The sequence below is a fragment of the Rubrivivax gelatinosus genome, from assembly GCF_004340905.1.
Taxonomy (GTDB): Bacteria; Pseudomonadota; Gammaproteobacteria; order Burkholderiales; family Burkholderiaceae_C; genus Rubrivivax; species Rubrivivax gelatinosus.
This window is the reverse complement of sequence record NZ_SLXD01000006.1, coordinates 132,750-157,690: the sequence shown is the minus strand read 5'-3', so window position 1 is coordinate 157,690 and position 24,941 is coordinate 132,750. Positions and strand designations below refer to the sequence as shown.

Annotated in this window: 23 protein-coding genes; 10 read left to right on the top strand and 13 right to left on the bottom strand. The window is 72.2% G+C overall.

Translation table 11 applies throughout. The features are described from left to right. Positions 1 to 129 precede the first annotated feature (129 nt). The 6 genes from EV684_RS11110 to EV684_RS11085 all read left to right on the top strand — a co-directional run bounded on the left by EV684_RS11110 (position 130) and on the right by EV684_RS11085 (position 7,043). Positions 130 to 2,397 (top strand): TonB-dependent receptor, encoded by a 2,268-nt coding sequence (locus EV684_RS11110; RefSeq protein ID WP_132647174.1) that lies wholly within the window; start codon positions 130 to 132, stop codon positions 2,395 to 2,397. Positions 2,398 to 2,540: 143 nt separating this feature from the next. After that, complete coding sequence (locus EV684_RS11105) at positions 2,541 to 4,268, top strand: sensor histidine kinase (protein WP_132647172.1); 1,728 nt, start codon at positions 2,541 to 2,543, stop codon at positions 4,266 to 4,268. A gap of 65 nt (positions 4,269 to 4,333) precedes the next feature. Next, positions 4,334 to 5,101 carry an urease accessory protein UreE gene (ureE, locus tag EV684_RS11100; RefSeq protein ID WP_132647170.1) on the top strand — a complete coding sequence of 256 codons (768 nt, stop codon included), beginning with the start codon at positions 4,334 to 4,336 and terminating at the stop codon, positions 5,099 to 5,101. Between the two features lies 1 nt (position 5,102). Further along, positions 5,103 to 5,786, top strand: a complete 684-nt coding sequence (locus EV684_RS11095; protein WP_132647168.1) for an urease accessory protein UreF — start codon at positions 5,103 to 5,105, stop codon at positions 5,784 to 5,786. Positions 5,787 to 5,817: 31 nt separating this feature from the next. Next, on the top strand, positions 5,818 to 6,465 hold the full coding sequence (gene ureG / locus EV684_RS11090; RefSeq protein WP_132647166.1) for an urease accessory protein UreG: 648 nt from the start codon (positions 5,818 to 5,820) through the stop codon (positions 6,463 to 6,465). A 92-nt stretch (positions 6,466 to 6,557) separates the two neighbouring features. Beyond that, positions 6,558 to 7,043 carry a hypothetical protein gene (locus EV684_RS11085; RefSeq protein ID WP_132647164.1) on the top strand — a complete coding sequence of 162 codons (486 nt, stop codon included), beginning with the start codon at positions 6,558 to 6,560 and terminating at the stop codon, positions 7,041 to 7,043. 65 nt (positions 7,044 to 7,108) lie between these two features. Here EV684_RS11085 and feoB read toward each other — a convergent pair whose 3' ends face one another. Further along, positions 7,109 to 8,992 carry a ferrous iron transporter B gene (feoB, locus tag EV684_RS11080; RefSeq protein WP_132647162.1) on the bottom strand — a complete coding sequence of 628 codons (1,884 nt, stop codon included), beginning with the start codon at positions 8,990 to 8,992 and terminating at the stop codon, positions 7,109 to 7,111. After that, a complete protein-coding gene (locus EV684_RS11075; protein WP_242478469.1) occupies positions 8,989 to 9,324 on the bottom strand; it encodes a FeoA family protein in 336 nt (111 codons plus the stop codon). Before EV684_RS11075 ends, feoB begins: the two co-directional genes overlap by 4 nt. Positions 9,325 to 9,500: 176 nt before the next feature. Between EV684_RS11075 and EV684_RS11070 the strand changes: the two genes are divergently transcribed. Both EV684_RS11070 and EV684_RS11065 read left to right on the top strand, forming a co-directional pair. Then, positions 9,501 to 10,469 carry a magnesium and cobalt transport protein CorA gene (locus tag EV684_RS11070; protein ID WP_132647160.1) on the top strand — a complete coding sequence of 323 codons (969 nt, stop codon included), beginning with the start codon at positions 9,501 to 9,503 and terminating at the stop codon, positions 10,467 to 10,469. Continuing rightward, entirely contained in the window at positions 10,460 to 10,678 is a 219-nt protein-coding gene (locus EV684_RS11065) for a cysteine-rich CWC family protein (protein ID WP_132647158.1), read from the top strand. Before EV684_RS11070 ends, EV684_RS11065 begins: the two co-directional genes overlap by 10 nt. Positions 10,679 to 10,691: 13 nt before the next feature. On the opposite strand, the gene EV684_RS11060 is transcribed toward EV684_RS11065, so the two are convergent. The 9 genes from EV684_RS11060 to EV684_RS11020 all read right to left on the bottom strand — a co-directional run bounded on the left by EV684_RS11060 (position 10,692) and on the right by EV684_RS11020 (position 19,446). After that, positions 10,692 to 12,311, bottom strand: a complete 1,620-nt coding sequence (locus tag EV684_RS11060) for a DHA2 family efflux MFS transporter permease subunit (RefSeq protein ID WP_132647156.1) — start codon at positions 12,309 to 12,311, stop codon at positions 10,692 to 10,694. Between the two features lies 1 nt (position 12,312). Beyond that, complete coding sequence (locus EV684_RS11055) at positions 12,313 to 13,527, bottom strand: HlyD family secretion protein (protein WP_132647154.1); 1,215 nt, start codon at positions 13,525 to 13,527, stop codon at positions 12,313 to 12,315. A gap of 20 nt (positions 13,528 to 13,547) precedes the next feature. Then, positions 13,548 to 14,981: an efflux transporter outer membrane subunit gene (locus tag EV684_RS11050; protein ID WP_132647152.1), complete on the bottom strand. Its 1,434-nt coding sequence runs from the start codon at positions 14,979 to 14,981 to the stop codon at positions 13,548 to 13,550. Beyond that, on the bottom strand, positions 14,978 to 15,469 hold the full coding sequence (locus tag EV684_RS11045) for a MarR family winged helix-turn-helix transcriptional regulator (RefSeq protein ID WP_132647150.1): 492 nt from the start codon (positions 15,467 to 15,469) through the stop codon (positions 14,978 to 14,980). Before EV684_RS11045 ends, EV684_RS11050 begins: the two co-directional genes overlap by 4 nt. Positions 15,470 to 15,595: 126 nt before the next feature. Beyond that, the gene (asd, locus tag EV684_RS11040; protein ID WP_132647148.1) at positions 15,596 to 16,447 is read right to left on the bottom strand and encodes an archaetidylserine decarboxylase; all 852 of its coding nucleotides are present in this window, start codon (positions 16,445 to 16,447) and stop codon (positions 15,596 to 15,598) included. A gap of 38 nt (positions 16,448 to 16,485) precedes the next feature. After that, the gene (locus tag EV684_RS11035) at positions 16,486 to 17,481 is read right to left on the bottom strand and encodes a S49 family peptidase (RefSeq protein ID WP_132647146.1); all 996 of its coding nucleotides are present in this window, start codon (positions 17,479 to 17,481) and stop codon (positions 16,486 to 16,488) included. Continuing rightward, positions 17,478 to 17,876, bottom strand: coding sequence for a Rieske (2Fe-2S) protein (locus tag EV684_RS11030; protein WP_132647144.1), 399 nt, complete (start codon positions 17,874 to 17,876; stop codon positions 17,478 to 17,480). Before EV684_RS11030 ends, EV684_RS11035 begins: the two co-directional genes overlap by 4 nt. Continuing rightward, positions 17,873 to 18,532 carry an HAD family hydrolase gene (locus EV684_RS11025; protein ID WP_132647142.1) on the bottom strand — a complete coding sequence of 220 codons (660 nt, stop codon included), beginning with the start codon at positions 18,530 to 18,532 and terminating at the stop codon, positions 17,873 to 17,875. Before EV684_RS11025 ends, EV684_RS11030 begins: the two co-directional genes overlap by 4 nt. Next, positions 18,529 to 19,446 (bottom strand): RluA family pseudouridine synthase, encoded by a 918-nt coding sequence (locus tag EV684_RS11020; RefSeq protein ID WP_132647140.1) that lies wholly within the window; start codon positions 19,444 to 19,446, stop codon positions 18,529 to 18,531. Before EV684_RS11020 ends, EV684_RS11025 begins: the two co-directional genes overlap by 4 nt. A gap of 649 nt (positions 19,447 to 20,095) precedes the next feature. Between EV684_RS11020 and EV684_RS11015 the strand changes: the two genes are divergently transcribed. Next, entirely contained in the window at positions 20,096 to 22,987 is a 2,892-nt protein-coding gene (locus EV684_RS11015; protein WP_132647138.1) for an Rne/Rng family ribonuclease, read from the top strand. A 122-nt stretch (positions 22,988 to 23,109) separates the two neighbouring features. Then, positions 23,110 to 23,469, top strand: coding sequence for a hypothetical protein (locus EV684_RS11010; RefSeq protein WP_132647136.1), 360 nt, complete (start codon positions 23,110 to 23,112; stop codon positions 23,467 to 23,469). A gap of 1 nt (position 23,470) precedes the next feature. Here EV684_RS11010 and nagZ read toward each other — a convergent pair whose 3' ends face one another. Then, positions 23,471 to 24,520: a beta-N-acetylhexosaminidase gene (gene nagZ / locus EV684_RS11005; RefSeq protein WP_132647134.1), complete on the bottom strand. Its 1,050-nt coding sequence runs from the start codon at positions 24,518 to 24,520 to the stop codon at positions 23,471 to 23,473. After that, on the bottom strand, positions 24,517 to 24,936 hold the full coding sequence (gene acpS, locus EV684_RS11000; RefSeq protein ID WP_132647132.1) for a holo-ACP synthase: 420 nt from the start codon (positions 24,934 to 24,936) through the stop codon (positions 24,517 to 24,519). The genes nagZ and acpS overlap by 4 nt, the downstream gene beginning before the upstream one ends. Positions 24,937 to 24,941: the final 5 nt, after the last annotated feature.

Genomic DNA, 24,941 nt, shown 5'->3' with positions numbered 1-24,941 from the left:
GGTGAACCCGCAGGCCGGGAATTCTTCCCTGGGACGCCGGCCAGGCACCCGCTTAACGTGGCCGTACCCGATCCCGACCCGCCCATCCACTCGAGACAAGGAGCCCGAGCACCCACGACAGGAGAGAACATGCCCGCCCCGCTGCGCCTGAGCGCACCCGCCCTAGCCGCCCTCGCCTGCCTGGCGACCTGTGCCCATGCGCAGGTCCAGCCGGTCGTCGAACGCATCGAGATCATCGGCATCTCGCCGCTGCCCGGCAGCGGTGTCGCCCGTGACCGCGTTCCGGCCAACGTGCAGACCGCCGACGACCAGGACCTGCGGCGCACTCAGAGCCGCAACCTCGCCGACTTCCTCGCGAGCTCGCTGCCCGGCGTCAGCGCCAACGAGATCCAGGGCAACCCGTACCAGGTGGACCTGAACTTCCGCGGCTTCACCGCCAGCCCGCTGCTGGGAACGCCGCAGGGGCTGTCGGTCTACCAGGACGGCGTGCGGGTCAACGAGGCCTTCGGCGACATCGTCTCCTGGGACCTGATCCCGCAAGGCGCGATCGCGTCGCTGACGCTGCTGCCTGGCGCCAACCCGCTGTTCGGGCTGAACACGCTGGGCGGCGCGCTGGTGCTGGAGACCAAACGCGGCGACACCCACCCCGGCACCGAGGTCAGCCTCGAAGGCGGCTCCTTCGGCCGCATCGAGACCGGGCTGGCGCACGGCCGCAGGCTGGGCGAGAGCGGCCACCTGTTCCTGGCCGCCAACGCGATGAACGAGGACGGCTGGCGCGACCATTCGCCGTCCCGCGTGCGCCAGGTCTTCGCCAAGGCCGGCGCCCGCAGCGGCGCCCTGGACTGGGACCTCGCGCTGACGCATGCCGACAACTCGCTGATCGGCAACGGCCTGCTGCCCGAGACGCTGCTGGCGGCCGACCGCGAGCAGATCTACACCCGCCCTGATCGCACCGACAACCGCATGACGATGCTGGCCTTCAACGGCCGCTGGGACGTCTCCGCGACGCAGCGCCTGGCGGCCACCGCCTACCTGCGCCGGCTCGACGCGCGCACGCTCAACGGCGACCTGAACGACGACTACGACCCGCCCGAGATCGAGGAGACCGGCGTCGAGAACCGCACCGCGACCGAACAGCGCGGCGAAGGCCTGGCACTGCAGTCGACCTGGGCCGGCGCGACGCACCGCGTCAGCGTCGGCGCCGCCTACGACCGTTCGCGCAGCCATTTCCGCCAGACCGAGGCCGAAGGCCTGCTCGATGCCACACGGGCCGTGGTCGACGCCGAGGAGGCCGAGGTCGACGCCTGGATCCGCGGCCGCACGCGCACGACCAGCGTCTGGGCACTCGACCAGATCGCGCTGGCGCCGACCCTGCAGCTGACGCTGTCGGCCCGCTGGCAGCAGACGCAGGTGACGACGGTCGACCGCGGGCGCGCCGAGCTCGGCCTGGACACCGAACTCGACGCCGACGCGCGCTACCGCAAGCTCAACCCCGCCGCCGGCCTGACCTGGCAGGCGAACCCGGCGCTGACGGTCTACGGCCAGCTCAGCCAGGGCACACGCGCGCCCAGCCCGATCGAACTCGGCTGTTCGGACCCGGACAACGCCTGCGTGCTGCCCAACGCGCTGCAATCGGACCCGCCGCTCGAGCAGGTCGTCTCGCGCACCGCCGAGGCCGGCGTGCGCGGGCGCGCCGACGGCTGGCGCTGGAACGCCTCGCTGTTCGCCACCGAGAACCGCGACGACCTGCTGTTCATCAGCAACGGGCGATCGGCCGGCTACTTCAAGAACTTCGGCAAGACGCGGCGCCAGGGCCTGGAGCTCGGCGCCTCGCGCGCGGCCGGCCCGCTGTCGTGGAGCCTGGCCTACAACTGGCTGCGCGCGACCTTCGAGTCGCCGGCCTGCCTGGTGTCCGAGGCCAACAGCAGCGCCGGCAGCGACCCGGCCTGCCCGGCCGACGACGAGATCGCGGTGCGCCCCGGGGACCGGCTGCCGGGGCTGCCGGCGCACCAGCTCAAGGCCTCGGCGCAGTGGGCGCCGTCGCAGGCCTGGAGCGTGGGCGCGACCTGGCGTGCGCTGTCCAGCCAGACCGTGCGCGGCAACGAGAACGGACGCCACCGCGCCGACGGCGAGGAGTTCATCGGCAGCGGCCGGCTGGGCGGCTACGCGCTGCTGGACCTGACGGCCACCTGGCGCGTCGCCCACGGCGTGGAACTCTTCGGCCGCGTCGCCAACGTCTTCGACCGCGAGGTGGCGAGCGCCGGCGCGCTGGGCGAAAACGCCTTCGACGCCCAGGGCAGGCTGCTCGCGCCCGACGACTGGACCGACGAACGTTTCGTCGGCCCGGGCGCACCGCGCGCGTTCTGGATCGGGCTGCGCGTGAACTTCGACCAATGAAATCCCGCATGGTCCGCTCGGCAACGCCCGCTCGGGCTCGCTAGACTGCTGGCCGGCCGGGCAGAATCGCGCCCGCAGGAACCCCTCATCTGCCGGGGGGATGCACGAAGGCGCGCAGTAGTACCGCGCGGAACAGGCAGCCCATGAATCTATCGCCCGCCATGGCGCGGGATCTCTTCCACCGGCGGCTCGAACAGAGCCTGCTGGCCGCCTTCCTGCTGACGGTGTTGCTGCTGTGCACGGCGGCGATCCTCTACGGGCGCCAGGAGCGGCACGACCGCCTCGCCACCGCCACGGAACAGGCCGCGACGCTGACGCGCGCGCTCGAGGAGCACGTGCGACGCAGTCTGGACGCGGTGGACGCGGCGCTCGGGACGATGGCGCTGGACGCCGCGGCGGGGCGCGCCCCGGAGGCGATCCAGCGCGATCTGGCGCGCAAGCGGGCCCTGCTGCCGCAGGTGCGCTGGCTCGCGGTCTTCGGCCCCGAACTCGATCTGCAGGCCAGCAGCGGCGACGACGACGTGCTGCGCATGTCGACGGCGCTGCGCGCGGCCCTGGCGCGGCGGCTGGCCGACCCCGACGAACGCCTGCGGGTCGGCCAGCCGCTCGGCAGCCCGCAGGCGCCGGCGATCCCGGTGATGCGACGCATGCTCGGCGCCGACGGCGCCGTGACGGGCATCGCGGTCGCGGTGCTCGACACCGAGCATCTGGAACGTTTCTACCGCGAGCTGCAGCTCTCCGCGGCGCAGAGCCTGGTGCTCGCACGCGACGACGGCACGCTGCTGCTGCGGCACCCGCACTACGCCTCGATGCCGCCCGGGCTGGACATGTCGGTGCTGTCGCCGGTCTTTCGCCAGCCTCGTCCGCTGACCGGCCCGGTCACGCTGCAGGCGGCCAGCATGATCGACGGCGTCGAACGCCTGCTGACCTACCGCGAGATCGGCCAGCCGTCGCTGCTGGTGGGCATCGGCCAGGACCTGGACCCGCTGCTGGCACCCTGGCGCCAGCGGGTGCTGACGCTGGCCTTCGGCGTCGCCGGCGTCGTCGCCGCGCTGTCGGTGCTGCTGTGGGTGGCGATGGCGCAGATCCGCCGCAGCGCCGAGGCCGAACGCCGCCACCGCGAGACGCTGGAACACAAGGTGCGCGAACGCACCGCCGAACTCGAGCATGCCAACGAGGAGCTGCGCGCCTTCACCTACTCGGCCTCGCACGACCTGCGCGGCCCGCTCCACGGCATTCACGGCGTGATGCAGCTGCTGCGCCAGAAACACGGCCACACGCTGCCCGATCCGGCGCTGGAGATCCTTCACCACGCCGAGAACAGCGTCGCCAACATGGTGCGGCTCACCGAAGACCTGCTGACGCTGTCGGGCGTGGGCCGGCGCGCACTCGAGCCGCAGCCGGTGGACCTGAGCGCCATGGCCTACGAGATCGCCGCCGAGCTGGCCGACGCCGACCCGGAGTACCACGTCGACCTGCGGGTCGAAGCCGGCATGAGCGTCGTCGGTGACCCCGGGCTGCTGCGCATCGCGCTGCACAACCTGCTGGCCAACGCCTGGAAGTACTCCTCGCGCGCCGAGGAGCCGGTGGTCGAGGTGTCGTCCGAGGTCTTCAACGGCGAGCGCGTCTTCATCGTGCGCGACAACGGCGCCGGTTTCGACGCCGCGCACGCACACCGGCTGTTCCAGCCCTTCCAGCGGCTGCACAGCAGCCGCGAGTTCCCCGGCACCGGCGTCGGCCTGGCGACGGTGGCACGGGTCGTGCGCCGCCACGGCGGGCGCGTCTGGGCCGACGGCGCGCCGGGCGCCGGCGCGGCCTTCAGCTTCACGCTGCCCGAGCCCGAGGACGGCACGCTGGCGCAGCCGGCCTGATGCCCGGCGAAGGCTAGACTGTGTGCCCCCGGGCGGCCCGGCCGCCCCGAACAGGATCGCTCCCGATGCTCACCGTCAACAAGCTCATCCCCCAGGGTCGCGGCCTCGCCGGCGCGCTGCTCAAACGCGCCCCGGCCGTCGAGCTGGACTGGGACACGCGCCAGAAGAGCCGCTTCGATGCCACCGACAGCGCCGGGCGCACGCTCGGCGTGTTCCTGCCGCGCGGCAGCGTGGTGCGAGGCGGCGACGTGCTGGTCGCCGAGGACGGCTCGCTGCTGCGCGTGGGCGCGGCGGCGCAGCCGGTGCTCGTCGTGCGCGCCGCCTCGCCGTTCGAGTTGATGCGCGCCGCCTACCACCTGGGCAACCGCCACGTCGCGCTGGAACTGCGCCACGAGCACCTGAAACTCGAGCCCGACCACGTGCTCGCCGAGATGCTGCGCCGCATGGGGCTGGACGTCGCCGAGGCGCACGAATCTTTCGAGCCCGAGGGCGGCGCCTACGCCGCGGAGGGACACGGTCATGGCCATGAACATGCCCACGACCACGGCGGCTGCGGCCACGAGCACGCGACGGGCGGCTGCGGCCACGATCACGGCCACACGAAGGCCCCGGCACAGGACACGGCGGCGGCCTGCGGCCACGACCATGGCCACGACCACGGGCACGCCCCCGCCGGCGGCTGCTGCGGCCACGAGCACGAGGCTGCACACCCGCAGGCGCACGGCCATGCCCACGAGCATGCCCACGCTCATGCACACGGCGGCTGCGGGGGGCACGGCGGCTGCGGTGGCCACGGCGGCTGCGGCGGCGGCGGCCACCACGGCCCACGCTGAGGTGCAGGCGCCGACGCTGCTGCGCCTGATCTGGCTGGCCTCGCCGGCACTGCCCGTCGGTGGCTTCAGCTACTCCGAGGGCCTGGAGGCCGCGGTCGAGGCCGGCCGGCTGCAGGGCGAGGCCGGCGCGCGCGACTGGCTGCTGGCGCAGCTGGAGCTGACGCTGGCGCGGGCCGACGGCCCCGTGCTGGTGCAGGCCATGCGCGCCTGGCGCGATGGCGACACGGCGCGCGTGCACGAGCTCAACGACTGGGTGCAGGCCAGCCGCGAGAGCGCCGAGTTCCGGCTGCAGGCCGAGCAGATGGGGCGTTCACTGGTCGAGTGGCTGAAGAACGGCGAGCAGGCCGGCGATGCGCGCATCGCCGCGCTGGCCGCGCTGCCGCCGGCGCCGACCTGGCCGGTCGGCTTCGCGCTCGCCGCAGTGCTGGCCGGCGCCGCCGAACGCGAGGCGCTGCTGGCCTTCGGCTTCGGCTGGGCCGAGAACCTGGTGCAGGCGGCGATGAAGGCCGTGCCGCTGGGCCAGGCCGCGGCGCAGCGCATCCTGGCCGCACTGGCCGCGGCACTGCCACCGGCCGTCGAGCGTGCGCTGGCCACCGACGACGCCGGCCGCGTCGCCTTCGCGCCGATGCTGGCCGTGCTGTCGGCGCGGCACGAGGCGCAGTACTCGCGGCTGTTCAGGTCCTGAGCGCGGGCACGGTTGCTGCATCATCTGCGGCATGACGAATGCACTGCACTCCATCCCCGGCCGCACGCGCCGGCTGCCGCCGCTGCGCGTCGGCGTCGGCGGGCCGGTCGGCTCGGGCAAGACGACGCTGCTCGAGATGCTCTGCAAGACGATGCGCGAGCGCTGGGACCTCGTCGTCGTCACCAACGACATCTACACCAAGGAAGACCAGCGCCTGCTGACGGTGGCCGGGGCGCTGGAGCCCGAGCGCATCGTCGGCGTCGAGACCGGCGGCTGCCCGCACACCGCGATCCGCGAGGACGCGTCGATCAACCTCGAGGCGGTGGACCGGCTGCTGGAGAAGTACCCCGACGCCGACATCGTGTTCATCGAGTCCGGTGGCGACAACCTCGCCGCCACCTTCAGCCCCGAGCTGTCGGACCTGACGATCTACGTCATCGACGTCGCCGCCGGCGAGAAGATCCCGCGCAAGGGCGGCCCGGGCATCACCAAGAGCGACCTCTTCGTCATCAACAAGACCGACCTCGCGCCGCACGTCGGCGCCTCGCTGGAGGTGATGGCCGAGGACACGCGCCGCATGCGCGGTGCCAGGCCCTTCGTGATGACCAACCTGAAGACCCAGGCCGGCCTGGCCGAGGTCGTGGCCTTCATCGAGCGCAAGGGCCTGCTGACGGCCTGAGTGGCGCCGGTTCACGATTCTTTGCAGCGTCGGCGTCAACGCCGGGCGGGCGCGGCGCGATGATCGGACATCCCCTCCGCCAGGAGCCTCGCATGCGCAGAACGATCTCCACCCCGCTGAAGTGCGCCGCCGCGCTGCTGGTGCTGGTCGCCGCCGGCGCGGCCGGGGCGCGCACCTCGGTCTCGGTCGGCGTCGACCTGGGCTGGGTCGGCGTGCCGGTCTACGGCCGCGTCGTCACCGGCGACCCGTACTGGCACGGCCCCCGCTACTGGGGGCCGCCGGTCTACCGCCCGTGGATCGCGGTGCCGCCGCCGCCCGTCATCTATGCGCCGCCGGTGATCTACACGACGCCGGTCGTCGTCGAGCCGGTGCGCCCCAGCGGCTCGGAGTCGGTGCCGCCGAGAAAGCCCGAGCCCATCATCTACCCGCGCAACGGCCAGGACGAGCGCCAGACCGAAGCCGACCGCCAGGCCTGCAACCGCTGGGCCACGACGCAGAAGGCGGCGCTGGAAGACGCTTCGGTGTTCCAGCGCGCCGTCGAGGCCTGCATGGACGGGCGCGGCTACTCGATGCGCTGAACACGCGGGCCCGAAACGACACGGGGCCCGCCGGCGACGGCGGGCCCCGTGTGCTCGTGCAGGCCTCAGAGCCCGAACGCGAGCGCGACGCGGTAGGTGATCAAGGCCGCCACGTAGGCGAGCACGAACAGGTAGCCGGCGGTGATCAGCGCCCACTTCCAGCCGCCGGTCTCGCGTTTGATCGTCGCCAGCGTCGACAGGCACTGCGGCGCGAACACGAACCAGGCCATCAGCGCCAGCGCGGTGGCCATCGACCAGTCCTGCGCCAGCAGCGGCGCCAGCGCGCTGCCGGCTTCGTCGCCGGCGTCACCCACCGCGTAGACCGTGGCCAGCGCCGCGACCGCGACCTCGCGTGCGCCCATCGCCGGCACCAGCGCGATGCTGATCTGCCAGTTGAAGCCCACCGGCGCGAAGACCACCGCCAGCGCCTGGCCGATGCGCCCGGCCAGGCTGTATTCGATCGCCGGCCCGGTGGCGCCTTCCGGCGGCGCCGGGAAGCTCGACAGCGCCCAGAGCACGACCGTCAGCACCAGGATCACGCCACCGACGCGGCGCAGGAAGATCGTCGCGCGCTGCCACAGGCCCAGCGCCACCGAGCGCACCGTCGGCCAGTGGTAGGCCGGCAGCTCCATCATCAGCGTGCGCACCTGGCTCTTGCCGCTGCCGAAGCGCTTGAGCACCCAGGCGATCGCGAAGGCGCCGGCGATGCCCGCCATGTACAGCGCGAACAGCACCAGCCCCTGCAGTTCCAGCCCGCCGGCCACCTGGCGCGCGGGGATGAAGGCCGCGATCAGCAGCGCGTACACCGGCAGCCGCGCCGAGCAGGTCATCATCGGCGCGAGCAGGATGGTGACGATGCGGTCGCGCGGGTCGGCGATCGTGCGCGTGGCCATGATGCCGGGGATCGCGCAGGCGAAGCTCGACAGCAGCGGGATGAACGACCGCCCCGACAGCCCCACGCCGCCCATCAGCCGGTCGAGCAGGAAGGCCGCACGCGGCAGGTAGCCCGACTCCTCCAGCAGCAGGATGAAGAAGAACAGGATCAGGATCTGCGGCAGGAAGACGACGACGCCGCCCAGGCCGGCGATCAGCCCGTCGACGACGAAGCTGTGCAGCACGCCCTCGGGGATGAAGCTGCCGACGGCTTCACCGGCCGCGGTCGTGGCGTCCTCGATCCAGCCCATCGGCGCCTCGGCCCAGGCGAACACCGCCTGGAAGACGAGGAACAGCAGCAGCGCCAGGATCGCCGGCCCGGCCACCGGATGCAGCACGACGCGGTCGATGCGGTCGCTGGCGGTCTCGGGCATCGCCTTGTCGAGATCCAGGCGCTCCAGGATGCGCTGCACCGCGTGGTGGTCGCCGTCGTGGTGCAGGGTCTCGTGCGCCTTCTGCGGCGCGCGCCACAGGCTCTTGTCCTCGAGCAGCGCACGCAGCGCGCGGTCGCCGTCGGCCTTGATGCCGACCGTCGGCACGACCGGCACGCCGAGTTCACGCGACAGCGCCTCGGCGTCGACCGCGATGCCGCGGCGCGCGGCCATGTCGGCCATGTTCAGCGCGACGACGCAGGGCAGGCCCAGGCGCTGCACCGCGAGCACCAGGCGCAGGTTGCGGCGCAGGTTGGTGGCGTCGACGACGCAGACGACGACGTCCGGGCGGCGTTCGCCCTCGGCGCGGCCGTAGAGCACGTCGACCGTCACGCGCTCGTCGGGCGAACGCGGGTGCAGGCTGTAGGCGCCCGGCAGGTCGAGCACACGCAGCGTCTTGCCGGCGGCGGTGCGCAGAACGCCTTCCTTGCGCTCGACGGTGACGCCGGCGTAGTTGGCCACCTTCTGGCGGCTGCCGGTCAGCAGGTTGAACAGCGCCGTCTTGCCGCAGTTCGGGTTGCCCACGAGGGCGACCAACTGGCCGCCGGGATGAAAGTGGACGACGGTCTCGTGGCAGCCGCTCATAGCGGCTCCACGCGCACACAGGCGGCCTCGGCGCGGCGCAGCGCGAAGGTCGACTGGCCGACGCGCACGACCAGCGGGTCGCCGCCCCAGACGCTGCGCGTGGTCACGGTGACACGTTCACCGGGCAGGAAGCCGATCTCGGCCAGCCAGCGCGCCCAGTCGGGCGCCAGCGCAGGCGCGGCCACCGACAGCACGCGCAACGGCAGGCCGGTGGCGGCGGCGTCGAGGGACTGGGCAGCGGGGGACGCACCGGGGCCGGGCGCCGGAGCCGGCGAACTCGCCACCGGCATCAGTGCCGGCGAAGGGGTGCTGAAGAATTTGCCAAAACCCATGATCGGCGTCAAATGCGAATATTTCTCATTATGGACCTGGACAAAACCCTTGCACAAGCAAAACCACCTGTGGTCTTGACATCTTTCAATCCAGCCTTCTGCTCGCGCCGCCAGCGTGCGGCCTCGGCACGGCCACGCGCCATGCGACACTCCGCTGCCGCCCGCCCTGCCCGCCCATGCTGATCAACTGCGTCGCCTACCGCCACGGCGTCAAGCTCGCCGACATCGCGGTCGAGGCGATCAGCGATCACCTCGCCGAACCCGGCGCCCTGGTCTGGGTTGCGCTGCGCGACGCGAGCGACGAGGAACTGGCGACGCTGCAGCAGGAGTTCGGGCTGCACGAACTCGCCGTCGAGGATGCACGCCACGGCCACCAGCGGCCGAAGATCGAGGAGTACGGCGACATGCTGTTCACCGTCGTGCACCTGCTCGAGTACGGCCCCACCGACGAGCTGCAGCTCGGCGAGCTGGCGATCTTCGCCGGCCCGAACTACGTGGTCTCGGTGCGCAACCGCAGCAGCCAGGGTTTCGTCGGCGTGCGCGCGCGCTGCGAACAGTCCCCCGAACTGCTGGCGCAGGGCCCGGGCTTCGTCTTCTACGCGCTGCTGGACGCGGCGGTGGACCGCTACTTCCCGCTCGTCGAGGAGTTGGAGAACCAGGTCGACGGCATCGAGACGCAGATCTTCGAGCCCGGCGCGGCACGCCGCAGCATCGAGCAGCTCTACGACGTCAAACGCCGGCTGGCGGTGCTGCGCCACGCGGTGCTGCCGCTCGTCGATCCGGTGCTGCGCCTGCACGGCGGGCGCACGCCGGCGGCCTGCGCCGGCACGCAGGAGTACTTCCGCGACGTCTCGGACCACCTCATGCGCATCAACGGCACGCTCGACGCGCTGCGCGAGACGGTGGGCACCGCGATCCAGGTCAACCTGTCGATGGTGACGATCGAGGAGAGCGAGACCACCAAGCGCCTGGCGGCCTGGGCCGGCATCTTCGCCGTGGCCACCGCCTTCGTCGGCGTCTGGGGCATGAACTTCAGGTACATGCCCGAGCTCGACTGGCGCTGGGGTTATCCGGCGGCGCTGGCCTTGATCGGCGGCGTCTGCGCGCTGATGTACCGGCGCTTCAAGAAACTGGGATGGCTGTGAGCAACGACGACAAGACCGACACCTGCCCGCGCTGCGGCGCGACCTTCCACTGCGGCATCGCCGGCCCAGGCCCCTGCGCCTGCACCCAGGTCAAGCTCGACACGCGGCCGCTGCGCGCGATGATGTCGCTGTACCCGAGCTGCCTGTGCCCCGACTGCCTGCGCGCCATCGCCGCCGGCGCGCCGGTGCAGGCGCCGGCGCGGACCTGAGTCCGCGCTGCGTTCAGTGCGCGCCCCCGGCGTCGGCCGGGGTGGCGCCGGCGGCCGCACGCCGCGGCGAGGTCATCCAGACCAGCGCAACCAGCGCCAGGAACAGCAGCCCCGACATGTAGAACACGTCGGTGACGGCCATCGTGTAGGCCTGCTGGTCGATCAGCCGGTTCAGCGTCGCGCCGGCCTGCTCGGCGCTCTGGCCGGCGGCAGCCAGCTGCGCCAGCACCTGCTGCGTCGTCGCGTCGCGCGCGCCGCTGCTGATCGCCTCGACGAGGTGGGCATGGTGCATCGAGGCGCGGTGGTCCCACAGCGTCGTGAACAGCGAGGTGCCGACCGCGCCGGCGGTGATGCGCACGAAGTTCGACAGCCCCGAGGCCGCCGGCATCTGCTCGGGCTTCAGGCCGCTGAAGATGATCGCCTGCAGCGGCACGAAGAAGAAGGCCATCGCCGCGCCCTGCAGCACGATGGGCAGCAGGATCACGCCCGGCGTGACCTCGGTGCTGAACCAGGAGCGCATCCACAGCACCAGGCCGAAGCCGAGGAAGGCGACGGTCGCCAGCTTGCGCGGGTCCATGCGGCCGACGTTCTTGCCGACCCAGGGCGACAGTGCGATCGCCAGGATGCCGACCGGCGCCGTCACCATGCCGGCCCAGGTGGCCGTGTAGCCCATCCACTGCTGCAGCCATAGAGGCAGCAGCACGACGTTGCCGAAGAACACGCCGTAGGCCACCGACAGCGCCGTCGTGCCGAACAGGAAGTTGCGCCGGCCGAACAGCCGCAGGTCGACGATCGGGTGCCGGTCGGTCAGCTCCCAGGCGAGGAAGAACAGGAAGCCGACCACCGCCACGACGGCCAGCACGACGATCTCGGTCGACGCGAACCAGTCCAGCTCCTTGCCCTTGTCGACCATGATCTGCATCGCGCCGACCCACAGCACCAGCAGCCCGAGGCCGATGGCGTCGACCGGCACCTTGCGCGGCCCGGGGTCGCGCGTGCGGTAGATCGACCAGGTCAGCGCCGCGGCGAACAGCCCCACCGGCACGTTGATGTAGAAGATCCAGGGCCACGACAGGTTGTCGGTCAGCCAGCCGCCGAGCAGCGGCCCGACGACCGGCGCGACCATCGTCGTCATCGCCCACAAGGCCATCGCCATGCCGGCCTTGGCCGGCGGGTAGCTGGCCAGCAGCAGGGTCTGCGACAGCGGGATCATCGGCCCCGACACCAGCCCCTGGAAGACGCGGAAGGCGATCAGCGACTCGATGTTCGGCGCCAGGCCGCAGAGCCAGGACGCGATGACGAACAGCAGCACGCTGGCGGTGAACAGCCGCACCTGGCCGAAACGCTGCGTCAGCCAGCCGGTCAGCGGCACCGCGATCGCGTTGGCGACGCCGAACGAGGTGATGACCCAGGTGCCCTGCTGCGGGCTGACGCCCAGGTCGCCCGAGATCGCCGGGATCGAGACGTTGGCGATCGAGGTGTCGAGCACCGTCATGAAGGTCGCCAGCGACAGCGCCAGCGTGCCGGCGACGCGCGCGCCGCCCTGCAGCGGCGGGAAGGCCGGCGCCCGCGGCGGCGCGGCCGGCCGCGGCGCCGGGCCCTCGTCCGGCGCGGAAGCGGTGGTGGCGCTCATCTCAGCCCTTGGCCGGGCGACCCAGGTTGCGGGCGATGATCTCGTGCACGCGGCGCTCGGCGGCTTCGCCGGCGGCGTCGAAGACGGCGGTGCGGTTGGTCGGCCGCGTCACGGCGGCGAGCACCGGCTCGCCGTGCGTGTCGGCGGTGTCGACGCTGGCCTGCATCGACAGGCCGACACGCAGCGGGTGCTCGGCAAGCTGGCGGGCGTCGAGCTCGATGCGCACCGGCACACGCTGCACGACCTTGATCCAGTTGCCGGTCGCGTTCTGCGCCGGCAGCAGCGCGAAGGCGGCGCCGGTGCCGGCACCGACGCCGACGACGCGGCCCTCGTACTCGACGCGGCTGCCGTAGAGGTCCGCGCTCAGCCTGACCGGCTGGCCGATGCGCATGTCGCGCAGCTGGCCTTCCTTGAAGTTGGCCTCGACCCAGACCTGCTCCAGCGGCACCACCGACATCAGCGGCGTGCCCGGCGCGACACGCTGACCGACCTGCACCGAACGCCGCGCCACCTGCCCGGCGATCGGCGCCGGCAGCTCGGTGCGCTGCAGCGCCAGCCAGGCCTCGCGCACCGCGGCGGCGGCACGTTCGACATTCGGGTGGTGCTCGGGCGTCGTGCCGTCGGTCAGCGCACGGTTGGACGTGGCCTGCTCCTGCGCCGCGGCGAGCGCCGAGCGGGCGGCGGCCAGCGCGCTCTTGGCCGAAGCGAGCGTGGTCTCGGCGTGTTGGAGTTCCTCGCCGCCGACGGCGCCGCTGGCCAGCAGCGGGCGGCGGCGCTCGAGGTCGTCGGCGGCACGCCGGGCCTCGGCCTCGGCGCGCGCGACCTCGGCCTCGCGCAGGCGCACGTTGGCGGCGTAGGTCGCGTCGTTGGCGTAGACGGTGCGCACCTCGCGCACGGTCTGCGCGAGCTGGGCCTCGGCACGCGCCAGCGCCAGCCGGGCGTCGGCGGCGTCGAGCCGGACCAGCGGCTGGCCGGCCTTCACGAGGTCGGTGTCGTCGGCCAGCACCGCGAGCACGGTGCCGGCGACCTGCGGCGTGATCTGCACGACCTGGCCCTGGACGTAGGCGTTGTCGGTGCTCTCGTGGTGGCGCTGGGTCAGCAGCCACCAGCCGCCGTACAGCACCGCGGCGGCCAGCGTGATGGCGGTGACGGCGAGCAGCGCGGGCTTGCGCTTGGCACCCGGGTCGGCGACGGGAGTGGAAGTCGGTTCGCTCATGATGAGGTCGGATTCGGGGTTCAGCGGGTGGCGACGGGCGCGGGCAGCGTGTCGGCGGCAGCGGCCCAGCCGCCGCCGAGCGCGCGTGTCAGCGCCACCTCGCTGGCCAGGTGGCGGGCCTTCAGCTCGGTGGCGGCGCGCGACTGCGCGAGCACGTTGGTCTGGGCGCTCAGCACGGTGAGGAAGTTGCCGAGGCCGGCCTGGTAACGCTGGATCGCCAGCGCGTAGGCGGCGTCGGCGGCGGCGCCGGCCTCGGCCTGGGCACGCTGCTGGCGCTCCAGCGACTGCAGCCCGGCGACCTCGTCGGCCACCTCGCGCAGCGCACGCAGCAGCGCGCCGTTGTAGCCCTCGACCGCGGCGTCGACCTCGGCCGCCCGGGCGCCCAGGTTGGCGCGCAGCCGGCCGCCTTCGAAGATCGGCAGCGACAGCGCCGGGCCGACGCCCAGGTTGCGCGAGCCGGCCTTCACGAACTCGTCCAGCCCCAGGCTGGAGAAGCCGGCAAACGCGGTGAGGCTGACGTTGGGATAGAAGAGCGCCCGCGCGGCGTCGACCTCGCGCATCGCCGACTCGACACGCCAGCGCTGGGCGACGAGGTCGGCGCGGCGGCCCAGCAGGTCGGCCGGCAGCCCGGCGGGCAGCGGCGTCGAACGCAGCGGCGCGAGCGCCGGCGTCAGACCGTCGAGCGCGCCCGGGCCCTGGCCGGTCAGCTCGGCCAGCGCGTGCCGGGCACGCGCGGTCGACTCCTCCAGCGCCTCGAGCTCGACACGCGACTGCGCGATCAGCCCTTCGGCCTGGCGCAGCTCGACCGTCGTGTCCAGCCCGGCGGCGATGCGCTGGCGCACCAGCGCCAGGATCTGCTCGCGCTGGGCGAGCGACTGGCGCGCGACCTCGCGGCTTTCGGCCAGCCGGCCGAGGTTGACGTAGGCAGTGACGACGTTGGCCGCCAGCAGCACACGCGCGGCCTGCAGCTCGGCCTCGGCCGCGCGGCGCTGGCCCAGCGCGGCGGCGATCGTCGCGCGTTCGCGGCCGAACAGGTCCAGTTCCCAGCTGGCGCCGATCTGCACGCCGTTGTTCCATTCGTAGGAACCGGCCAGCGGCGGCGGGTACGGGCCGTTCTCGGTGAAACGCTGGCGCGTCATGTCGAGCGTGCCCTGCACCTGCGGCAGGCGGCCGGCGGCGGCGACGCCGACGGCGGCATCGGCCTGGCGCAGCCGCGCGGCGGCGACCAGCAGGCTGGGCTGGCCGGCCAGCGCCCGCTCGACGAGGCCGTCGAGCCTGGTGTCGCCGAAGCCGGTCCACCAGCGTTCGGCCGGCCAGGGCGTGGCGGTGTCGTTGGCACCGGCGGCCGAAGCGGAGGCCAGCGTGTGCGCCGCCGGCAGGTCGCCCGGGCTGGCGCAACCCGCGGCGGCAAGCGCCGCGGCCAGGGCGGCCGCGGCGGGTTTGAAGCGGATCATGCGGCGGGTCTCCCCGGATCGAAGCGGTTGGTGTTGGTGATCAGGCGCGTGATGAAGTCGCGCAGCTGCATCCATTCCTCGCGGCTGAAGCCGGCGAAGAGGTCGTTGTGGGCGTCGGCCAGCACGTGCGGCACGATCTCGGCGGCGGCACGGCCGGCCTCGGTCAGGCGCAGGTGCACGACGCGGCGGTCGGTCTCGGAACGCACGCGTTCGAGCAGGCCCTTGGTCTCGAGCCGGTCGAGCATGCGGGTGATGGCGCCGGCGTCGCAGTCGAGCACCCGCGCCAGTTCGTGCGCGGTCTCGGCGCGGCCGGCGCTCAGCATGAACAGCGGCTTCCACTGCGCGTCGGTCAGGTCGTGCAGGGCCATGCGCACGTCGACCTCGCGCCGGATCAGCGTGCCCAGCTGCAGGATCTGGTAGCCGACGCTGCTGCCGGGGTCGTAGCTGTCGCCGCTGTAGAACGACGCCTTGGCTGGCTTTGCGCTCAATCCAATTGCCCTCGCAATAATTGCTTGGGCAAAGTTTGCCACAACATCAATTTGCCTGCAGGGCGGCGCGGCCTGTCCGCCCTGACGGCGGCGTGGACTCGGGCGGGAAGACCGTCGCCGGCGTCCTCAGCCGAGGTCGGCCATGCCCTGGCCCATGCGCACGAGGCGCCCCGGCGCCCAGCTCGGGTTGAAGCGCAGCGGCGCCTTCGGGAACAGCAGCACGACGGTCGAGCCGAGCAGGAAACGCCCCATCTCGGCGCCGCGTGCGAGGCGGATGTCCTGGCCGTCGTAGCTCCAGGTGCGCACGACGCCCGGCCGCGGCGGGTTGACGACGCCGTGCCAGGTGGTGGCCATGCTGCCGACGATGGTCGCGCCGACCAGCACCAGCACCCAGGGCCCGGCGAGCGGGCCGCCGTCGAAGACGCAGACCACGCGCTCGTTGCGCGCGAACAGCCCCGGCACGCCACGCGCCGTCAGCGGGTTCACCGAGAACAGCTCGCCCGGCACGTGCACCATGCGCAGCAGCCGGCCGTCGCAGGGCATGTGGATGCGGTGGTAGTCCTTGGGGCTGAGGTAGAGGGTGGCGAAGGTGCCGTCGGCGAAGTGCGCGGCCAGTTCGGCGTCACCGCCGAGCAGCGCGGTGGCGCTGTAGTCGTGGCCCTTGGCCTGGAAGATGCGGCCCTGCTCGATCGCGCCGAACTGGCTGATCGCGCCGTCGACCGGGCACAGCAGCGGCGCGTCGGCGAGCGGCCGCGCGCCGGGCTTCAGCGCCCGGGTGAAGAACTCGTTGAAGCTGGCATAGCTGGCCGGGTCGGGATTCGCGGCCTCGGACAGGTCGACGCCGTAGCGGCCGGCGAACCAGCGGATCGCCGCGGTCGTCAGGCCGCCGGCACGCGCCGAGGCGAAGGCGCCGGCCAGGCGCGTGAGCGCCTGCTTGGGCAGGACGTACTGGGGCAGGACCGCGAGCCGGTCGGACATCGGCAACCTCGGGGAACAGGAAACGGGGAGGCGGGGGATCAGCGCATCGGCGACATCTGGCGCATCGCCTTGACGGCGCCCTCGCCCATCGCGGCACCGAAACGTTTGGCCAGGCGCTCGGCGACGTTATCGCGCGGCGTGTAGTCGACGACGTCCTCGGCCTTGACGACCTCGCGTGCGACGTAGTCCAGGTTGCCCATCTTGTCGGCCAGGCCCAGGCGCACCGCCTCCTCGCCGTTCCAGAACAGGCCGGAGAAGGTTTCCGGCGTCTCCTGCAGCCGCTTGCCGCGGCCTTCACGCACGACGGCGATGAACTGCTGGTGGATCTGGTCGATCATCGCCTGGGCGTAGGCGGTCTGACGCTCGTTCTGCGGGCTGTACGGGTCGAGCATGCCCTTGTTCTCGCCGGCGGTGAGCAGCCGGCGTTCGACGCCCAGCTTCTCCATCAGCCCGGTGAAGCCGAAGCCGTCCATCAGCACCCCGATGCTGCCCACGAGGCTGGCCTTGTCGACGTAGATCTCGTCGGCAGCCACGGCGATGTAGTACGCCCCCGAGGCGCACATCTCCTCGACCACGGCGTAGACCTTCTTCTTGTGCAGCACCTTCAGGCGCCGGATCTCGTCGTTGACGATGCCGGCCTGCACCGGGCTGCCGCCCGGCGAGTTGATGCGCAGCACGACGGCCTGCGCGCCCTGGTCCTCGAAGGCGGTGCGCAGCGCGGAGACCAGCAGCTCGGCGCTGGCCTCGCTGTCCGGGGCGATCTCGCCGCGCACCTCGACGAGCGCGGTGTGCGGCCGGCTCGGCGCCGTCGGCGTGAAGCGCTCGGACATCGCACCCCAGACGATGGCCACGGCCAGCGCCAGCCAGATGAAACGGAAGAACAGGCGCCAGCGCCGGTCGGCGCGCTGCTGGATCATCAGCTCGCGGGCGATCTTCTCGAGGCTGGTCTCCAGCCCGGCGAGGGCGGGAGCGGGCGCAGGGGGAAGCGCGCCGGACGGCTGCGCCGGCGTCGGGTTGTCGTCGGTGGGGGTCATGTCGCGCTTTCGTCGGCCGGCGGGGCCGGGCGGATCTCGCGGGAAGGATACCAAGTCACCGTGCCATCAAGCTCGGCGACGTCCAGCGGCACGAGCCGCCCGCCGGCGCCGGGGCCGGCCAGGCAGCGCCCGTCCTCGGGCTCGTAGACCGCGCCGTGCATCGCGCAGACGACGAAACGGCCGTCGGCGTCGAGGAAACGCCCGGGCTGCCAGTCGAGCTCGGCCGGCAGGTGGGCGCAGCGGTTCAGGTAGGCGACAACGCGGCCGTCGAAACGCAGCGCGAAGGCGCGTGCCGGCTGGCCGCGTTCGTCGAGCACGTCCCAGACATGGGCCTCGCCGCGCTCGGCGAGCGCGGCCGACGGGCACAGCGGCACGCCGGGGCCGGCGCCGTTCACGCGTTCTCCAGCAGCCAGTCGTGCAGTTCGCGCGTGCTGTGCGCCACGTGCAGCGGCGCGTACTCGGCGAAGGCCTCGGGCTCGTGCGCGCCGTAGCTGACGCCGATGCCGGGCACGCGCGCGTTCTGCGCCATCAGCAGATCGTGCGTCGTGTCGCCGATCATCAGCGTGCGCTCGGGCTCGGTGCCGAACTCGCGCATCAGCTGCTCGAGCATCAGCGGGTTGGGTTTGCTCGCCGTCTCGTCGGCAGTGCGCGTGCCGTCGAACATGGCCTTCAGGTCGGACGTGCGCAGTGCCTCGTCCAGGCCGCGGCGGCTCTTGCCGGTGGCCACGGCGATCCAGTGGTTGCGTGCACGCAGGTCCTGAAGCAGCGCCAGCGTGCCGGGGAACAGCACGACCGCGTCCTGGCGCGCGAACCAGTGGTGGCGGTAGCGGTTGGCGAGCTCGGGGTAGCGTTCGGGCGGCAGGCCGGGCGCGGCGTGCTGCAGCGCGTCGGCCAGGCCCAGGCCGATGACGTAGGCGGCGTCGGTGTCGCTGGGCACGGTGGCACCGACGTCGCGGCAGGCGTCCTGGATGCAGCGCACGATCAGCGCGGTGGAATCGAACAGGGTGCCGTCCCAGTCGAAGACGATGAGGTCGAAGCGGCGTGGTCTCATATTGCGGCCAGCAGTGTCTCGCACTCCGGCGGCAGCGGCGCGTGCAAGGTGATGCGCTCGCCGCTGGCCGGATGGTCGAAGGCCAGCTCGACGGCGTGCAGGAACATGCGCGCGAAACGCTTCTCGCGCGCGACGGTCTTGTTCAGCGTGAAGTCGCCGTACTTCGGGTCGCCGACGATCGGGTGGCCCGAATGCGCCAGATGCACGCGGATCTGGTGCGTGCGCCCGGTCTTCAGGCCGATCTCCAGCAGCGAGCAAGGCCCGACGGCGCGCACCGAACGAACAATGGTGATCGAGCGCCGCGCGTCCGGCGCGTCGGCGGCGACGACACGCACGTGGCGCTCGCCGGCGGCGTCGGTGCCCTTGTGCAGCGCCAGGTCGATGACCTTCAGCCGCTTCGGCCAGGCGCCGACGACCAGCGCCAGGTAGTTCTTGCCGGTGTCGCGGGCGCGGAACTGGTCCTGCAGCGCGGTCAGCGCGCTGCGTTTCTTGGCCAGCAGCAGCACGCCCGAGGTCTCCTTGTCGAGCCGGTGCACCAGCTCCAGGAAACGCGCGTCGGGGCGCGCGCGGCGCAGCTGCTCGATGACGCCCGAGGACACGCCGCTGCCGCCGTGCACCGCGACGCCGGCGGGTTTGGCGATCGCCAGCAGGTGCTCGTCCTCGAAGAGGATCGGGAACTCGCGCGCCGGCACCGCGGCGGCGGCGGGTTTCTCGGCCATGCGCATCGGCGGCACGCGGATCTCGTCACCGGCGGCCACCCGCGTGTCGGCGCTGGCGCGGCCCTTGTTGACCCGCACCTCGCCGGAGCGGATGACACGGTAGACGTGGGTTTTCGGCACGCCTTTCAGATGGCGCAGCAGGAAGTTGTCCAGGCGCTGGCCGGCGGATTCCTCGTCGACGGTGATTCTCTGCACCGCCGGCGCTGCATCGCCGGCTTTGGCCCCTATAATCCGGCGCTCCACGTTCGTGCGGTAAGTGATTGATTTTCCGGAGTTTACCCGGCGCTTACAGAAACACGACGGGAGCGCCGTGGTGGCAGAAGCCGCCACGGTACAGGTGATGCAGCGCCCGGCCGCGGGCGCGCGGGCCGGCCGCCAGAGCGCGTCGGCGGCGCGTGGCGGCGGGCGAACGAGATTCGAAGAAGAACCCGCCTCGTTTGGGAGGCACCCGAAATCCCGAGGGTCGAGACCCGGAGACACTCCAGCTCGACCCCGCGTCCGACAGGACCCCAGCGCTGACGTGCCGTTCATGACAATCCTCCTCGCTATCGCCCCGAGGCCCCGGCAAGACGCCGGCGCGGCCGGCGCGATGGCGTCGCCGCGCCACATGCGGTGCGACGGAGCGTCGCCGGCCCGGGCAGCCGCCTTCGGAACGCACGCGCCAACGCTGCGCCGCTGATCCGTCGCTGTTTCTCTCAGCGCGGTTCGAACGCAGTCCAGGGCACTTCGCGCCAGTCGGTTCTTCCGCGTTTCTCCTGCATCGAACGAGGCAGCGCGTGCCGCTTGAGCGGCACGCGGTAGTCGCGTGCGTCCCGCCATGGCGGACTGCGCGCCGGGAGAATCGATGAAACGCATGCTGATCAACGCCACGCAGCCCGAAGAGCGGCGCCTGGCGATCGTGGACGGGCAGAAACTGCTCGACTTCGAGACCGAACTCGAAGGCCGCGAACAGCGCAAGGGCAACATCTACAAGGCGGTGATCACCCGCGTCGAACCGTCGCTCGAAGCCTGCTTCGTCGACTACGGCGAGGATCGCCACGGTTTCCTGCCGTTCAAGGAAATCTCGCGCAATTACTTCAAGGACGGCGTCGACCTGAAGAACGCGCGCATCCAGGACGTCGTCAAGGAAGGCGACAACCTGCTGGTGCAGGTCGAGAAGGAAGAACGCGGCAACAAGGGCGCGGCGCTGACGACCTTCGTCAGCCTGGCCGGCCGTTACCTCGTGCTGATGCCCAACAACCCGAAGGGCGGCGGCGTCAGCCGGCGCATCGAGGGCGAGGACCGCGAGGAGCTGAAGGAAAACCTCGAGCAGCTGCAGTACCCCAAGGGCATGAGCCTGATCGCCCGCACCGCCGGCATCGGCCGCTCGGCGGCCGAGCTGCAGTGGGACCTGAACTACATGCTCAAGCTCTGGGACGCCATCGACGGCGCCTCCAAGGCCGGCAAGGGCGCGTTCCTGATCTACCAGGAGAGCTCGCTCGTCATCCGCGCGATCCGCGACTACTTCACCGCGGACATCGGCGAGATCCTGATCGACACCGACGACATCTACGATCAGGCGCAGCAGTTCATGAACCACGTGATGCCGGAGTCGGCCTCGCGTGTGAAGCGCTACCGCGACGACGCGCCGCTGTTCAGCCGCTTCCAGATCGAACACCAGATCGAGACCGCGTTCAGCCGCACGGTGAACCTGCCGTCGGGCGGCGCGATCGTCATCGACCACACCGAGGCCCTGGTCTCGGTGGACGTGAACTCGGCGCGCTCGACGCGCGGCAGCGACATCGAGGAAACCGCGTTCCGCACCAACCTCGAGGCCGCCGACGAGATCGCGCGCCAGATGCGGCTGCGTGACCTGGGCGGCCTGATCGTCGTCGACTTCATCGACATGGAGGAGAGCAAGAACCGCCGCGAGGTCGAACAGCGCCTGCGCGACGCGCTGCGCACCGACCGTGCACGCGTGCAGTTCAGCTCGATCAGCAAGTTCGGCCTGCTGGAGCTCTCCCGCCAGCGGCTGCGCCCGGCGCTGTCCGAAGGCAACCACATCACCTGCCCGCGCTGCAACGGCACCGGCCACATCCGCGACACCGAAAGCTCGGCGCTGCAGATCCTGCGCATGGTGCAGGAAGAGGCGATGAAGGAGAACACCGCCGCCGTGCACGTGCAGGTGCCGGTGGAAGTGACCTCCTTCCTGCTCAACGAGAAGCGCACCGAGATCACCAAGATCGAGCTCAAGCAGCGCGTCACCGTCATTCTGGTGCCCAACAAGCACCTGGAGACGCCGAACTACAAGCTCGAGCGCCTGCGCCACGACGACCCGCGCCTGGAGAACCTGCAGGCCAGCTACACGATGGTCGAGGAGCCCGACGAGGAAGTCGGCATCACCCGCCGTCGCGACGCCAACGACAAGGGCCGCAGCAAGCAGGAGCCGGTGATCAAGGGCGTGCTGCCCGACCAGCCCGCACCGCCCGCCCCCGCACCGGCGCCGGTCAAGCCGGTGGCAGCGCAGCCCGCGCCGCAGCCGGCGGCCGCCGCCCCGGCGCCGGCCGCACCGGCCGCGGCACCCGCGAGCGGCGGCTTCTTCGGCTGGATCAAGCGCATGTTCACGATGCCCGAGCCGACGCCGGCCGCGGCACCGGCTGCGCCGGCCGCGGCCGCCGAAGCGGCACCGGCGACGCAGGACAAGCGTGAAGGCGGCCGCCGCGGTGGCCGTGGCGAGCGCGGTGAGCGTGGCGAACGGGGTGAGCGCGGCGAGCGCGGTGAACGTGGCGAGCGCGGCGAACGCAGCCGCAACGGCCGACCGGAAGCCCGCCAGGAAGCCCGCGAAGGGCGTGAAGGCCGCGGCGAGAACCGCCGCGACGGCCGTCGCGACGCCGCCGAAGCCGGCAGCGAGACCCGCGAGCCGCGCGCCGAACGCGGAGAACGCAGCGAACGCGGCAACCGCGGCCCGCGCACCGACCGCGCCCCGCGTGCCGAGGAGAGCACGGCAGCCGCCACGCTGGCACCGGCCACCGCCGAGGCGCTGGCGCCGGTCGACGGTGCGCCGGTCGCCGAGAACGGCGAGACGCGTGAAGGTGGCCGCCGCCGCCGCCGCCGTGGTGGCCGCGGCAACGGTGAAGGCCGTGTCGAGGAAGGCACGCTGGTCGAAGGCAGCAGCGCGCCGGCCGAGGACGCTGTCCCCGCGGCCGCCGACGCCGCCGCCCCGGCCGTCGACGAAGCCTCGGCACCCGAAGGCGTGTTCCCCGAAGCCAACGAGCGTGAAGGCGAGCCCGAAGGTGAACGCGAGACCGGCCGCCGCCGCGGCCGCGGCCGCGACCGCTATCGCCGCGAGCGCCGTGAAGGCGAGGCCACGGCGAGCGACACGACGGCTGACACCGAGACCGCAGACGAGGCCGTGCTGACGCCGCCGGCGCCGGCCGAAGCCGTTGCCGAGCTGCCGGAGATCCCGGTCGCCGAAGCGGTGCCGGCACCGCAGCCGCCGGCTGCACCGCGCATCGAGCCCTACGCGCTGCCGACCGAGGCACTGAGCGCGCTGGCCGCCGACGCCGGCCTGCAGTGGGTGCAGTCCGACGCCGACAAGGTGCGCGCGGCCCAGGAAGCCATCGCCGCCGAGCCGAAGCCGGTGCACGTGCCGCGTGAACCCAAGCCGGTCGTCGTCGCCGACGAAGGCCCGCTGGTGCTCGTCGAGACGCGCAAGGACCTGTCGCAGCTGAAGCTGCCGTTCGAACTCGGCGCCTGACCCGCCGTCCCCGGACGAGGGCCGCCGGCCGCGAGGCCCGCGGCCCTCTTTCGTGGCGGGGCCGCACGCGGCGTGCAGGCTGCCGCCGCCCTCGTCTTCCCGTTCTTTCCGAGTTGCCTCAGATGACCAAGATCGCCCTGATGCTCGCCCGCCTCGCGGGCGCCCTGACGCTGGCGCTCGGCGCCGCCCATGCCTTCGGTCTGGGCACGGTGCTGCAGCTGCACATGATCTGCGGCACGGTGTTCGTGCTCGCGCTGTGGGTGCTGGCTTTCGCCGGCTTCCGCGCCGCGCCCAAGCTGGCCGTGCTGGCCTTCAACTGGGGCGTCATCGTGGTCGCCTTCGGCATCTTCCAGCTGCGGCTGGTGCCGGGCGAGTACCACTGGACGATGCAGCTGCTGCACCTGCTGATCGGCCTGAGCGCGATGGCCCAGGCCGAACGCCTGGCCGGCGCCGCCAAACGCCGCGAAGCCGCGGCCGCCTGACTCAGGGCAGGCGCTCGAGCGCGCGCTGGTAGGCCGGCGCGTGCATCAGGTCGTCCCAGGCCAGCGGCTCGGTCTGCGGCAGCAGCGCCCTGCGCCGCGCCTCGGAGGCCTCGTCGGGCGTCCAGCGGCCGTCGGCGGCCGCCTGCTCCAGGCCGTCGAGCAGCGCGTTGACCGGCGCGCCGCCGTCCACCGTCGACTGGTTGCACAGCAGCACCAGGTCACAGCCCGCGGCCAGCGCCAGCAGCGCCGCGTCCAGCGTCGAGCCGACGCCCTTGGCGCCCTCCATGCTGAGGTCGTCGCTGAAGACGGCGCCGTCGAAACCCAGGCGCTCTCGCAGGATGTCCTGCAGCCAGCGCCGCGAGAAACCCGCCGGCAGCGCGTCGACTTTCGGGTAGACGACATGCGCCGGCATCACCGCGTCCAGGGTCCCGGCGAGCCATTCGTAGGGCTTGGCGTCGTCCGCGAGGATGGCCTTCAGCGAACGCCGGTCCACCGGCAGCGCCAGGTGCGAGTCGGCCTCGACGAAGCCGTGGCCGGGGAAGTGTTTGCCGCAGGACGCCATGCCGGCCTGCAGCAGGCCGTGCATCAGGCTCTTCGCCAGCAGTGCCGCGACGCGCGCGTCGCGGTGGAAGGCACGGTCGCCGATGACCTGGCTGGGGCCGTGGTCCAGGTCGAGCACCGGCGTGAAGCTGAAGTCGACGCCGCAGGCGCGCAGCTCGCTCGCCAGCACGTAGCCGGCGGCGGTGGCCGCGGCGGTGGCGCGCATCGCGTCGGCCATCCACAGCTCGCCGAAGGCGCGCATCGGCGGCAGGTGGGTGAAGCCGTCGGTGCGCAAACGCTGCACACGCCCGCCCTCGTGGTCGACGCAGATCAGCAGGTCCGGCCGCAGCGACTTGATCTCGGCCGTCAGCTCGACGAGCTGGCGCCGGTCGACCCAGTTGCGCGCGAAGAGGATCAGGCCGCCGGCCAGCGGATGGCGGATGCGGCGGCGGTCGTCGTCGTTGAGCGAGGTGCCGGCGATGTCCAGCACGACGGGGGCATGAAGGCTCACGGGAGGTCCTTGGAAATGCTGGGCGCGGCGTGTTCGACGACGACGAAGGAAGCGGCGTAGTCGCTCTCGTCGCTGACGGTGACGTGGGCGACGAGGCCGCGCGCGGCGAACCAGGCGGCCAGGTCCCCCGACAGCCGGATGAAGGGCTTGCCGCTGGGTTCGTTGAGGATCTGGCAGGCGCGCCAGGTCATCGGCATGTGCAGGCCCAGGCCGATGGCCTTGGAGAAGGCTTCCTTGGCCGAGAAACGTGTCGCCAGGAAGGCGATGCCGCGCGACTCGACGCGCGCGCGCCGGGCCTGGAAGATGCGCAGCTCGTCGTCGCCCAGCACCTTCTCGGCGAAACGCTCACCACGGCGCACCAGCGTCGCCTCGATGCGGCGGATGTCGCAGACGTCGGTGCCGATGCCGTAGATCACGCGCT

Coding starts and splice junctions, on each gene's coding strand:
- EV684_RS11110 (WP_132647174.1), top strand. CDS start 130: ATGCCCGCCCCGCTGCGCCTGAGCGCACCCGCCCTAGCCGCCCTCGCC.
- EV684_RS11105 (WP_132647172.1), top strand. CDS start 2,541: ATGAATCTATCGCCCGCCATGGCGCGGGATCTCTTCCACCGGCGGCTC.
- ureE (WP_132647170.1), top strand. CDS start 4,334: ATGCTCACCGTCAACAAGCTCATCCCCCAGGGTCGCGGCCTCGCCGGC.
- ureG (WP_132647166.1), top strand. CDS start 5,818: ATGACGAATGCACTGCACTCCATCCCCGGCCGCACGCGCCGGCTGCCG.
- EV684_RS11085 (WP_132647164.1), top strand. CDS start 6,558: ATGCGCAGAACGATCTCCACCCCGCTGAAGTGCGCCGCCGCGCTGCTG.
- feoB (WP_132647162.1), bottom strand. CDS start 8,992: ATGAGCGGCTGCCACGAGACCGTCGTCCACTTTCATCCCGGCGGCCAG.
- EV684_RS11075 (WP_242478469.1), bottom strand. CDS start 9,324: ATGGGTTTTGGCAAATTCTTCAGCACCCCTTCGCCGGCACTGATGCCG.
- EV684_RS11070 (WP_132647160.1), top strand. CDS start 9,501: ATGCTGATCAACTGCGTCGCCTACCGCCACGGCGTCAAGCTCGCCGAC.
- EV684_RS11065 (WP_132647158.1), top strand. CDS start 10,460: ATGGCTGTGAGCAACGACGACAAGACCGACACCTGCCCGCGCTGCGGC.
- EV684_RS11060 (WP_132647156.1), bottom strand. CDS start 12,311: ATGAGCGCCACCACCGCTTCCGCGCCGGACGAGGGCCCGGCGCCGCGG.
- EV684_RS11055 (WP_132647154.1), bottom strand. CDS start 13,527: ATGAGCGAACCGACTTCCACTCCCGTCGCCGACCCGGGTGCCAAGCGC.
- EV684_RS11050 (WP_132647152.1), bottom strand. CDS start 14,981: ATGATCCGCTTCAAACCCGCCGCGGCCGCCCTGGCCGCGGCGCTTGCC.
- asd (WP_132647148.1), bottom strand. CDS start 16,447: ATGTCCGACCGGCTCGCGGTCCTGCCCCAGTACGTCCTGCCCAAGCAG.
- EV684_RS11035 (WP_132647146.1), bottom strand. CDS start 17,481: ATGACCCCCACCGACGACAACCCGACGCCGGCGCAGCCGTCCGGCGCG.
- EV684_RS11025 (WP_132647142.1), bottom strand. CDS start 18,532: ATGAGACCACGCCGCTTCGACCTCATCGTCTTCGACTGGGACGGCACC.
- EV684_RS11015 (WP_132647138.1), top strand. CDS start 20,096: ATGAAACGCATGCTGATCAACGCCACGCAGCCCGAAGAGCGGCGCCTG.
- EV684_RS11010 (WP_132647136.1), top strand. CDS start 23,110: ATGACCAAGATCGCCCTGATGCTCGCCCGCCTCGCGGGCGCCCTGACG.